This is a genomic window from Rhodospirillales bacterium, assembly GCA_016712595.1.
GTDB lineage: Bacteria > Pseudomonadota > Alphaproteobacteria > Rhodospirillales > Defluviicoccaceae > Defluviicoccus.
Genome location: JADJQT010000001.1, coordinates 76,203 through 88,481, shown reverse-complemented (window position 1 = coordinate 88,481; position 12,279 = coordinate 76,203). Strand labels below are relative to the sequence as shown.

The 12,279-nt window shown below is 59.4% G+C and carries 9 protein-coding genes; 6 read left to right on the top strand and 3 right to left on the bottom strand.

What is annotated here, in order from left to right; genetic code table 11:
- Positions 1-7 precede the first annotated feature (7 nt).
- The 3 genes from IPK66_00355 to IPK66_00345 form a co-directional block, all read right to left on the bottom strand.
- Positions 8-1,717, bottom strand: a complete 1,710-nt coding sequence (locus tag IPK66_00355) for a DUF3473 domain-containing protein (protein ID MBK8173788.1) — start codon at positions 1,715-1,717, stop codon at positions 8-10.
- 524 nt (positions 1,718-2,241) lie between these two features.
- Complete coding sequence (locus IPK66_00350) at positions 2,242-4,809, bottom strand: PAS domain S-box protein (GenBank protein ID MBK8173787.1); 2,568 nt, start codon at positions 4,807-4,809, stop codon at positions 2,242-2,244.
- A 234-nt stretch (positions 4,810-5,043) separates the two neighbouring features.
- Positions 5,044-5,436, bottom strand: a complete 393-nt coding sequence (locus IPK66_00345; GenBank protein MBK8173786.1) for a response regulator — start codon at positions 5,434-5,436, stop codon at positions 5,044-5,046.
- Positions 5,437-5,787: 351 nt separating this feature from the next.
- Between IPK66_00345 and IPK66_00340 the strand changes: the two genes are divergently transcribed.
- From IPK66_00340 to IPK66_00315, 6 genes are all read left to right on the top strand, one after another.
- Positions 5,788-6,714 (top strand): response regulator, encoded by a 927-nt coding sequence (locus IPK66_00340; protein ID MBK8173785.1) that lies wholly within the window; start codon positions 5,788-5,790, stop codon positions 6,712-6,714.
- A 6-nt stretch (positions 6,715-6,720) separates the two neighbouring features.
- Positions 6,721-7,005, top strand: a complete 285-nt coding sequence (gene kaiB / locus IPK66_00335; GenBank protein MBK8173784.1) for a circadian clock protein KaiB — start codon at positions 6,721-6,723, stop codon at positions 7,003-7,005.
- A 12-nt stretch (positions 7,006-7,017) separates the two neighbouring features.
- On the top strand, positions 7,018-8,547 hold the full coding sequence (gene kaiC, locus IPK66_00330) for a circadian clock protein KaiC (GenBank protein MBK8173783.1): 1,530 nt from the start codon (positions 7,018-7,020) through the stop codon (positions 8,545-8,547).
- A 190-nt stretch (positions 8,548-8,737) separates the two neighbouring features.
- Positions 8,738-9,562: a hypothetical protein gene (locus tag IPK66_00325; protein ID MBK8173782.1), complete on the top strand. Its 825-nt coding sequence runs from the start codon at positions 8,738-8,740 to the stop codon at positions 9,560-9,562.
- Between the two features lie 347 nt (positions 9,563-9,909).
- Positions 9,910-10,662: a 2,3-diphosphoglycerate-dependent phosphoglycerate mutase gene (gene gpmA / locus IPK66_00320; protein MBK8173781.1), complete on the top strand. Its 753-nt coding sequence runs from the start codon at positions 9,910-9,912 to the stop codon at positions 10,660-10,662.
- A gap of 316 nt (positions 10,663-10,978) precedes the next feature.
- The gene (locus IPK66_00315; protein MBK8173780.1) at positions 10,979-12,277 is read left to right on the top strand and encodes a S41 family peptidase; all 1,299 of its coding nucleotides are present in this window, start codon (positions 10,979-10,981) and stop codon (positions 12,275-12,277) included.
- Positions 12,278-12,279: the final 2 nt, after the last annotated feature.

The window sequence follows — 12,279 nt, the reverse complement described above, 5'->3', positions numbered from 1 at the left end:
AGCACCTTTATAGGTGCTGGCGCTCTCCTGGTGTCTCCGGCTTTGATGAAAGCGCTTCGGATATGCGTTCGCCGGCGAGTGCCGCGATCAATTGCAGATGACCACCGATCGTCTTGAGGATCTTCATTTTCGACTGACCAAGGAGGCGCACCTCAAGGACTGCCGGGTATTCAACGATTTTCGATCCCTGCATGTCGAGCCAGCTCAGGATCTCGGTAATTCCGACGTAACGCTCGTTGCGCAGCGTAATATTGGCGAGTGTGCTTTTGCGATAGACGCGGAAGCAACTCGTGTAGTGGGATAATTTGTTGTGTAACACGGCACGGTAAAGCGCTGAGGCGCCTTTGGACAGGCCCATCCGCCACCCCGGAACGTTCATGATCTGGCCGTGCTCGTGGAAGCACGAAGCTGTCACCGCATCGACGTCGGGCTTCAGCATCGGGATCATCTCTTTGAGCTGATGCGGATCGAAGGTACCATCGGCATCAATGGCGCAAACGATTTCCGTACGGGCGTGACGGATGCCCGTAAGAGTCGCGGCTGCAATGCCTCGGTTGTGCGGATGTTGCACCACCTGGCAGTCTGCCCGTGGTGCGAACAGCTCATTGAGGCGCTCCCAAGTCTTGTCTCCGCTGCCATCATCGACGAAAACAAAGCTCACCTGATACTCGTCGCGCACAGTCTCGATGAAACTGTCGAGTGTGTTGGAGAGGTATCCGAGCGTTGCTTCTTCGTTAAAGCAGGGAATAACAACACTGATGGGCGTGCGTGCTCTTGCCGGGCCGCTCGTTACGCTGATTGGCTTCACCGGCTGCGCTGGCGTGCGCTGGGCAATTCGAGCTGGGTCGAATGCGACTTCGGGAAGCTGCAGGTGATCAGCGATGGTGCCGAACCGATATTGGCCGAGGTAATGCCGGATGCGCTGCTCCATGGCGTGGAGATTACGGTACTGGCGAATGCGCTCAAGACGCGTCACCGCGCTAATCCGCGGCTGCTCGGGGTCAAGTTCCCAAACATGGAAATAGAACACCAAAGGCGACGTTTCGACGCGCACCCATTGGTCGATAGCGTGGCGGATGAGCCCTTGCGGCAATTGGCGCAGGTAATTGCCGCCGGAGATCGGAACCGTCAGCGGACCGAATTGCCATGAGGACAGCGGCACTTCCCAAATGTCGCGACCGGCATGCTCGCGGCGGTGAATGACGCGGCTGAATCCGTCCTCCTTGGCAAACCCGATGCCGAATGGACGAACGGAAGAATCGTAAAGGAAACCTTCTTCGGCGAGGATGTCGAGCGCCCAAAGATCGGTCTTGCGCAAGCCTCCGCGCGAAGCGCGATACCCCCGGATGGGCATCCCCGTCGCATCTTCCAAGGAGATCCGAGACCGGCGAACTTCTTCGCGGAACGCCTGTGGCGACATCTCATCGATCGAGCGATGAAAATACCCCTTGCTGGCGATCTCATGGCCACGTCGGGCAACTTCGGCGACAATCTCCGGCTGGTGTTCACCAATCCACCCGAGAACAAAGAACGTGGCCTTTGCGCCCATCTCGTCGAGCAGGTCGAGGGTTCGGTGGGTGTTGCGCTGGACCCGGCTTTCGAAACGGTGCCAGTAGTCCGGAGGCACGACGCGGCTCACTGGACCGACGTGACAATAGTCTTCGAGGACGACGCTTAATACATGCCGGCGGGCGCTATCATCGCCTTGCACAGCCATCTGCTAGACCTCCTTTAACGGGGCGGCAGTCAGCCTTCCCCCCAAGTTTCGCCAAAGGCGCTTGGTCCCGATCAACGCCCTGCCCGCGAATGGTGAAAGACTATGCGTTTCGGCTCTCGATATCTGTGACCCGTGTCACTTGCATCACCATCAATTTGCACTCGCTCTCCGGTGCATCTCGCTGGATGGAACTACTCGTCACAGGATATCGCCATCACTCGCAAACCCGAGCAACTGGTGTTCGATCCGCGCATTCAGCCTATAAGTTGGACAGAGAAATATAAGTGTCAACAAAGAGTCGGCGACACAAAATTACGGGCGTCGGCTGCATAAGCCAAAAAAGTACCAAGAGATCAGATTCGCCAGATTATACCTTCCGTGCGTGCTCTGAACGAATCGTTTCTTACCATCGCGGAGGGGCGAACTCAAGAAATGGTTCCAGTCCCGGGAGCGGGTCCAGCGAGCGCCGCGGGATGGGAAAGCTGATTGGGGTTGGTCGTCTGCCGGCAAATGAGTCCCCCACTTCAACGCGCTTTTTCGGCGAGTAATACGCGGATTAGTACAGTCAGCTCACTATCCTGGTAAGGTACCATTAAATACTCGACTCTCCCCGCGAGTCCCACAGCTTTTATTGACTCGCAGACATCTTGCGGCGCGGCCATAACGATGGCGACGTCGGGACGCCGATGATGAATTTCGTGGGCAAGGTCAGCCGCGCTCAATCCCTCGAAGGCCAACGTATCGACAAGGACCAGATCCAGGCACGCCGCGTGATCGACGAGGGCGAGAACGCTGGCAAAATCGACGGCCTCCAACACCTCATGACCTTCGCGGCGAAGCGCGACGCGCGTCCGATCGCGAACGCTGGCATCCTTTGTCACGACGGCGATCGAGCCGCCGCCGTTTGTCTTCGTGCCGCCCATGCTTTGGAGGTCGGTATCGTTCTGATGGTTCGAACGGGGAAGAAACAAGCGGACGACGCTGCCGTGGCCGACCTCGGATTCAACGGCGATATGCCCACCGGATTGTCGGACGAAGCCGTAAACCATGCTGAGGCCGAGGCCCGAGCCTTCCCCGAATTTTTTGGTCGTGAAGAATGGCTCGAAAATCCGCTCGACGATCTCGGGCGGCATGCCCGTACCGGTATCGGTGACGGCGAGCACCGCGTAATCACCGGCCGTCACGTCCTCGCCTTTTGTCTCGATGTCCTGTGGCAAAACGGCCGTGCCGGTCGAAATAATCAGATCGCCACCATTCGGCATTGCGTCGCGCGCGTTGACGACGAGGTTGAGCAAAGCGCTTTCGAGCTGGCCGCGATCGATCATCGTCTCCCATACGTTGGCCTTGAGGTCCTCGCGGACATTGATGCGATCGCCAAGCGTCCGGCGAAGCAATCCAGCCATCTCGGCGACGACGTGATTGAGATCGGTTGCCCTGGGATTGAGACGCTGGCGCCGGGCGAACGCCAACAGACGATGCGTGAGCTGCGCGCCGCGCTCCGCCGACCAGATGGCGTCGTTGATCAGTTCACGGCTCTCTGGATCGAGCGCCGTGTTTTCCTCAAGCAGTTGCAAATTTCCCAGAACAATTCCGAGGAGATTGTTGAAGTCATGGGCGATACCGCCGGTGAGCTGGCCGATCATTTCCATTCGCTGTGAGCGTCGCAGGCGTTCTTCCGTCGCCTTGCGCTCGGTGATGTCCTCCTTGACCGCCACGTAGTGGGTGACATTGCCGCGCCCGTCGCGGACCGGAGCAATCGAGGCCAGTTCCCAGAGCACGTCGCCGTTCTTGCAACGGTTGCTGAACTCTCCGCGCCATACGCCCCCAGCGCTGATCGTCTTCCAGAGTTCACTGTACTCGCGAGACGACGTGTATCCGGACTGGAGAAACGCCGGTGTCTTGCCAACGACTTCGGGATAGGTATAGCCAGTCGATTCGGTGAACTTCGGATTGACGTATTCGATGCGCCCGGCAATGTTGGTAATCATTACGGACGCTGGGCTCTGTTCAATCGCCTGAAACAATTTACGCAAGTCGCCTTCGGTCCGACGGTGGGCAGAAACATCCTGAACGAAGAGCAAGGAATTGTTCTGGCCTCCCCAGCGCATGGGGACGACGCGCATTTCGCCATAGGCAATCGACCGGCCCGGCCGGATGATATCAATTTCGGCGACGTCATCCTGTACCAGTGGAAAGCCGAACGGCGCGCCGATCAGATCCTGCGCGGGATAGCCGAAAAGTGCCTCGGCTGCCTTGTTGACAAAGCGGATATCGTGTTTTGCGTCGACAATCACAATGGCGATCGCGGACGTCTCAATGATCGAGCGCCACCGTTCTTCGCTTTCCTTCAGCGACTCTTCAGCGCGCTTGCGAAATGAAATGTCCTCGTAAAGGCAGGCAACTTCGGCGGAAGGTAACTTGAATACGTGATATTCCCGCCAGGTCGATGCAGATGGGGTCTTGACGGAAGAAAGGCAGGCGACCAATCGCTCGGACTGGCCGGAGCGCCAAACCTGCTCCAATGCTTCCACCAACCGCTCGTGCGCCAGCGACGGAAACTCGGCCTGCGATCGAAGAGGCGATCCCGGGTCATCGGCGAGGCCATCAAGACGCAGAGCCTCCTGATTCACCGAGACGAGAGTGAAGGTGCGCGTGCCCGCGGCCGCGCGAAACACTGCGGCAGCGGAATTCATGCTCTCGAACACTTGGCGGAAACGGCGCTCATCGCGGCGCAGCCGGCGCATGACGGGGGCGCACAAGGTGGCGTAAGCGAGAGCCCCAATTACGCTGGCGATGAAAGCAGTCGCAATGACGGCCGGAGCCGCGCTCGCAATCCACGAGCGGGAGGTCGAGACATCGCCGGCAGTAACGGCGGCGGTATCGAATGCCGGTTCTGGGACAGTTGCGGCGAACACCAGGGCGTTGCCCGTCCGGTTGACCAGATCAGTGCCGCGCTTGTCAGTGACCGTCCAGGTCCACGCCGTGGCGAGTCCCGCCGTCGCCGCCGTTCCAAATGCCCACTTAGAGGTTGCAGGGCGCCCGTTTCGTGCCGCCTGTTGATTGCCCGATCGGTGAACTAAAAAAGGGTTCACCTTGCCTCCCAAAAGCTTCCAAGTGGGGGCGCCGTCATTATCAGATTTGGCTGAGCCGAGATTGCGTAAGGCCGGTGACCGGTCTTGCATTTGTAACCGCGTGGCCTCTGCAAGGACGCGACGTCGTTCCGATACGTCATCGTGATCAAGCGCCGCGACGGCAGTGCCGCTGAAACGGACGGCGATTGTAACCACGAGCAGAAAGACCAGACCGACCGTCTGTCCCTCACGCACTCACTTGCCCTCGCCATCCATGTCAGATTCAAATTCGCGGCCAGGATTGAGCAGCGCCTCGCGCAACCGCGATACGCTTACCGGCTTGCTGAGCGTAGAAACGGATCGCAGCCCCTTGAACTCAGCCAGTAACCGGGCATTCAGAGCATAATCTGGATGGTATCCGGTAATGATGATGATGTCCGCATCACACTTCTGTTCGACAAGCCAAAGGATCAATTCGTTCCCGTCTATATCGGGCATGACCATGTCGATGACAACGACGTCGGGGCGTCGGCGTTTGTAGGCGAGTTTGAACTCTCGGCCGTGGTTGGTGACGTCAACGTCGAAATCGAGTGGTTGGGCGACGCGCTCTACAAACGCGGCAAACCGAGGTTCGTCGTCAACGATCAACAGGTGCTTGCGAGGCATTGCTTATATGTTGATTTTCACGCGCGCGATAGGTAAAGTTTCCGATACGTACTTCATTAGCGGCACAACGTCCTATGTCGACCCCGACTCGCCAACGATCTGAATATCGTGCACCAGCAGTCCGGCAAAGGTTGTGTCTGTGCCCGGATTTTCCCGACACCACGTCCCGTTGGCGTGAAATGCTGGCCGTGCTAGTTCTCTCAGCGCTAGACTAAGGTTTGAGCGCGACCAAGAGCAAGGGGGATCCATCAGGCACAACCGTATATTATGGTATCCGAATTCGCGAACGCTAAGCAATAGCACAATGAACAGAATAAATTCGGAGCGTCGAGGATGTCGGTAAAGGGAATTACACTGGAACACACGACTGGAAGCAGAATTTGGAATATCCTCGTTTTCGGTAGCGAGAATGCCGAAGTAACGCGCCTTGAACATAAATTCCAGGCGGTCTTGGCGGAGCAAGGGTCACTGAGAGTGTTTTCAGCGAAACGGAATTGCGACGTCGATGAACTGATCCAGGCCGGCTATGACGTGTCGTTTGTTGACCTCGATGCATTGGGCGATGGGGCAGACGCAATAGTGGCCGATCTCCATTTGCGGGCGCCGGGGGTGCCGTTGATTGCCATTTCTCGCAGCGGAGACGAGGCTCCGGCGATCGCGGCGCTTCGGGCAGGAGCGCAGGATTGCCTGAGCGCCGCCGAACTCGACGGTCCGCCGCTGGCGCGGGCGATCCGGTACGCGATCGAGCGAAGCTGTTTCCATGCGCGTATGAAGGAGGAAGTCGAGCGCGTCGAACGGGATCGGGAAATGGACTATCTCTCGATTCTGACGAGCATGACGCCCACGATGGTCTCCGAGCGCCTCCTCGGCTCGAAGCCATTGATTAGACGAGAACCCGCCGCTTTCGCGGCCGCAGTGCGCGGCTATAGCAATTCGCTCGAACGAGCCTTGCTCCATTCGGCCTACAGATCATGCCGACAGCCCACTGACGATGTTCACGACATCGCCGACCGCCTCGGAATGCTTAACGCCGGACCGCGTGATGCGGTTGAGATTCACAAAGCGGCGATCAGCCAACGCATCGAAGGCGAATCTGCCGTGCGAAGTAAGGCATATATCGAGGAGGGGCGTCTCATGCTAGTTCAGCTAATGGGTCATCTCGTATCTTTCTATCGCAATTTTTCTTGGGCAGCCGAGCGAGTGCCGCACGCGCCACCTTCCTCGGACGACGACAGTGCCCCGCCCGTCTCTGGAACATAGGCTACGATGAATACTTATGTTTTGAAGCTCTATATTGCTGGGCATACGCCGCGCACGCAGCAAGCGATCCTCAGCCTCAAAGACATTTGCGAGAATGAGTTGGGAAACCAGTATGAATTGATCGTCGTGGATGTCCTCGAGCGCCCGCATCTCGCCGAGGACGAAAAAATTCTCGCGACGCCGATGCTCGTCAAGGAATTGCCGCCGCCGCTGCGGCGCGTCGTGGGCGATCTTTCAAACCGTGAGCTCGTTCTCATCGGGCTCGATATCGCTGAAAAGAAGCCGTTGTGAGGGGCGCAAGAAATGAAAGATGACAGCGTCGGTCCGGCCATCGAAAAGTTGGCGACCGGGATTCCCGGGTTTGACTTCGTTGCTGAGGGAGGCCTGCCAAAAGGTCGAACATCTCTCGTCGTCGGCAGTTCCGGTTCGGGGAAAACCATCTTCGCCACGCATTTCCTGGTTGCGGGAGTTTGCGCTTACCAAGAGAGCGGTGTCTTCGTTACGTTCGAGGAGCAGCCTGTCGATATCCGCCGCAACATGCGTGGCTTCGGATGGGATATCGAGCATTGGGAGAAAGACGGCTCTTGGCTGTTCGTCGATGCGTCGCCGGAGCCGAGCCTCGAGGTTACGATCGTCGGCGATTACGACTTTGGTGGCCTGCTCGCGCGCATCGAGCACGCGGTGCGCATGATCTCGGCGAAACGTGTCGTGCTTGACTCCATCGGCGCGGTTTTCAGTCAGTTCCACCATCATAACCGCATCCGCCACGAACTGTTCCGGATTGTCGCAGCGATGCGCCAATTGGGAATTACATGCGTCATGACCGCGGAGCGTCGCGAAGAATATGGCCCTATTTCCTGCTATGGGATCGAGGAGTTCGTTACTGACAACGTGGTCATTCTGCGCAACGTCCTTGAAAACGAGAAACGGCGCCGGACCATCGAGATCCTAAAGTTCCGTGGAGCTGTGCATCGGAAGGGAGAGTATCCGTTTACCGTTATGCCGGACGCCGGAATGATCGTCATTCCTCTGTCGGCAATCGAACTGAAACAGCATTGCGGCGATACCCGCGTCACATCGGGCAATCCAGATCTCGACCGCATGTGCGGAGGCGGCTTCTTCCGCGATTCCATCATCCTTGTCTCAGGGGCGACGGGTACCGGCAAGACACTGATCGGCACCCATTTTGTCGACGGCGGAGTTGCTCACGGCGATCGTTGTCTTCTCTTCGCTTTTGAGGAGAGTCGCGAGCAACTCGGGCGAAACGCCATTGGTTGGGGAACGGACTTCGATGCGCTCGAAACGCAGGGCAAGTTGCGGGTCGTGTGCGAATATCCGGAATCGGCAAGTCTCGAAGACCATCTGATCCATATCAAGAAGAGCATGGAGGAGTTCAGACCAAATAGGGTTGCGATCGATTCCATATCGGCACTGGAGCGCATCGCCACGACACGCGGGTTTCGCGAGTTCGTTATCGCCGTTACCTCGTTCATCAAGCAGCAAGAGGTAACCGGTCTGTTCACTTCGACCACTCCGACATTGACGGGTGGTGCCTCTGTCACCGAGGCGCACATCTCATCGATCACGGATACGATCGTTCTTCTGCGCTACGTCGAGTTGCTGGGCGAGATGCATCGCGGACTGACGGTCTTGAAGATGCGTGGCTCGACACACGAAAAGGAAATCCGCGAACTGGTGATCAACAATTCGGGGATGCACATCGGCGCGCCCTTCCGGAATGTTACGGGAATCCTTTCTGGGACACCCATGCAGATCGGCTCGCATGAACTCGAGCGGCTTGACAGTATGTTCCGGCCGGATGATGCGCTCTGATATGGCCCTGCCGTCTGGCTTGCCGGAAGACTCGTGAAATAGAAGAAACACATCGACAGAGCGCAGGACATCGCTCTGAAACGGTTCTGTCACATCGTGCGATCTTCTTATTACAGCCGTTGTATCGCCCTCTGGCGAGGCCGACGGCACGGTCATCGCTGCACTCTTGCGCGGCGAAAGGAGAGACGCGATGGAACATCCCCTACTCGCCGCTGATCGCCATTCCGGCGTCGCTGAACGGTTCCCCTCGGACTCGCCGGTTGGGGTTGGCGAACTCGAGTTCCTTAACGCCAATCATCGGCAGGCCCTCGGCCATGTCCGGATCGCGGGGTTGCTCAGTCTCATTAGCGTGATCGAACGTGTCCTTGCGTCGATCGCCGACGAGCTCCTTGGCCACATTGGCGGGGGCGATGAGCCTGGACACACGGAGCCTCTTCATCGGGTTGAGGGCGCCCGAAAGGCCATCTGCCGCGAATTCGCCATCCCGTGGACGGCGGTCGGTCCCAACGCGCCGATCCGGCGCGCCATAATGGATTCGCACCCACTGGGGTTCGCTCTGACGGGCGTGCACAGCGCCCTGATCATGGCGCCCGGGGGGCAGGGGAGCACGCATTCATCCGACGTCGTCATCGAACTTCCTGCCGCCCCGCGTCTTCATCGCCTGAGCTGCGACGACGCGATCGTGGCGCGCCGGGTCGGGATCGTGGAGGTCCTCGCTGCCGCCAATGGCGAGGAGTCGCGGCGCTGCGCGTCCATCGATTATCTCAAGATTCTCATGGCGATCGACGATACGTTGGCGTGGCAATCGGAGCTTGATCTGGAAGCCTTCGTGCTCGCCACCGGGCGCAACTTCGAAGAACAAGAATGTTTGCGCTTCATCGAAGCTCAACGCCGGTGGCTTCGCCGGGCCGCACTCGACTCGGCGACGGTCCATCCAACGTTGGTCGCCTGCCTGAGGGCCGTGGGCGCGACGGTCGACGACAAGGTCGCGCGGCTGGTTGCGGCAATCAGCTAATGGTTGGGCGGAATGAGAAGGCCTGCTAATCGTCGCGCTTAAAGAAAGGCGAACACGCGGCGATACCGTCATCGATGCGCGCGCGCTGGGTTGGCCGCACGGATCTACGATGCCCAAAGATCCGCCACGACCCAAGGCTCAGGGCCTTGGGTCGGTCGGCGGCCGCTCACGTCAGCCCGATCGCTCGGGCCGGCGCCTTGGCGTTTGAAGCAGGTGATCGAACCCGATAGACTGCCGCGCGCGAGCGGTGTAGGCGGGCAGTTCCGCGTGCACGGAGAACTCGCGAGGAATTCCCAGGCTCGGGTGCGCATCCGCCCCGGGACAACGGCAAGGAGGGGAACACGGGCATGACGGCGACCTTAATATTGCTTCGCCACGGAGAGAGTGAGTGGAACCTGGCGAACCGCTTCACCGGCTGGGTCGACGTCGACCTGAGTGAAAAGGGCCGCGAAGAGGCGCGCCGCGGCGGCGAACAGATGAAGGCCGAGGGTTTCGAGGTCGATATCTGCTTTACCTCCGTGCTGAAGCGGGCGATCCGCACGCAGGCGATCGCCCTTGATGCGATGGACCAGATGTGGGTGCCGGTGGTCCGGGCCTGGCAGCTTAACGAACGCCACTACGGTTCGCTTCAAGGACTGAACAAGGCGGAGACGGCAAAGAAGTACGGCGAGGCGCAAGTAAAGATCTGGCGCCGCAGCTACGACGTTCCTCCGCCGCCGCTCGACAACGACGACGCGATGCACCCTCGCTTTGAGCGCCGTTATGCGCACCTCGATCCTGTCGTGCTGCCGGCCACTGAATCTCTGGCGATTACGCTTGATCGCGTGATGCCGTTCTGGGCGAACACCATCGTACCGCACGTGAAGGCCGGTCAGACGGTTCTCATTGCCGCGCACGGCAACAGCCTTCGCGCGCTGGTCAAGCATCTGAACAAGATCTCGAACGAAGACATTCTTGAGCTGAACATTCCGACGGGTATTCCGCGGGTCTATGAGCTCGATAACGATCTCAATGTGCTGAGCGATCGTTATCTTGGTGACGAGGAAGCGATCAAGGCGGCGGCGGCGGCGGTCGCGGCCCAGGCTTCGGCGAAAGTCTGACGCCCTCGAAGGGGCGCGCTGCTGCGCCCCTTTATTGCTCTTCTTGCAGACGGTGGGGCACGCGCCGCGGGTTGGTCACGCGCAGAGGTGGCGCGTGCCGGCCTTGATCATTCTGCGCGCCGAAGGCTATCATCCGCACGCAGCGCCCGAAGCGTAGCGCGGCGATCCGTCGATCGATCGGAAAGAGACGAGGAGTCTTTCGGTCGTGCCGCCGATCCGCTTGATCGTGCCGACATCTTCTTTCCCGACGCAGTACGGATCGCCCGGAACATCGTCGCATCGCCGCTGAACGGATCGCCGAGGCGAAGGAAAACAGATGACATCCAGAAGGGTTCTCGTGGCTGCAACGGTGGCCGGCGTCATTGCGTGGTCGTGGGCCGCAGCCGACGATGCACCGACGTCGAAGACCGAAACGTACGAATTGCTCAATCTGTTTGGGGATGTCTTCGAACGGGTTCGCTCTGATTACGTCGAGCCGACGACGGACGAAGAGCTGATTGAAGCAGCGATCAACGGCATGCTGTCGTCACTCGATCCCCATTCTGGCTATCTCAACGCCAAGCGATTCGACGAAATGAAGGTGCAGACGCAGGGCGCTTTCGGTGGCCTTGGCATCGAGGTGACGATGGAGGGCGGCCTGATCAAGGTTGTCTCGCCGATCGACGATACGCCGGCGTTCCAGGCGGGGCTCGAACCCGGCGATCTGATTACGCATATCGACGGCGAGCAGGTTTTGGGCATGACCCTGCCGGAGGCCGTGGACAAAATGCGGGGGCCGGCCGGCAGCACCATCAAGCTTACGATCCGTCGAGCCGAGCGCGAGCCCTTCGACGTTACCCTGACCCGGGCGGTGATCAAGATCAAGTCGGTGCGCTCGCGACTGGACGGCAAGGTTGGCTACATCCGCATCAGTTCCTTCAGCGAGCAGACTGACGTCGGGCTGCAAGAAGAGATCGACAATCTGAAAAAGCAGGCGGGCGGGGAACTGCAGGGCATCGTCCTTGACCTTCGCAACAATCCGGGCGGCTTGCTGACCCAGGCGGTTGCGGTCGCGGACGATTTTCTCGATCAAGGCGAGATCGTCTCGACCCGTTCGCGCAAACCCGAGGACGGGCAGCGATTTAACGCCAAACCTGGCGATTTGGCCGAGGGATTGCCCTTGGTCGTGCTGATCAACGGCGGCTCGGCGTCGGCGTCGGAGATTGTCGCCGGCGCGCTGCAGGACCATCGGCGGGCCATTCTTCTCGGGACCCGGTCGTTCGGCAAAGGCTCGGTTCAGACGATCATTCCGCTCTCTGGTCATGGGGCGATGCGTCTGACCACCGCGCGCTATTACACCCCGTCCGGACGCTCGATCCAGGCGGTCGGCATCGAGCCCGATATTGTCGTCGCGCGAGCAAAGATCGAAACCGTCAAGGACCCATCTCCGCGCCGTGAAGCCGACCTGCGCGGCGCGCTCGATACGAAACCCGATAGCGCGCCTGACGGCGCCGGCGGTGAGTCCGCCAATCCGGGTGCCGATACGAGCGCGAGCGACTACCAGCTCCTGCGCGCGATCGATCTCGTGCGCGGTCTGGCGTTGTTCTCCAAGCGGACGGATGAGAATGCTCACTGATC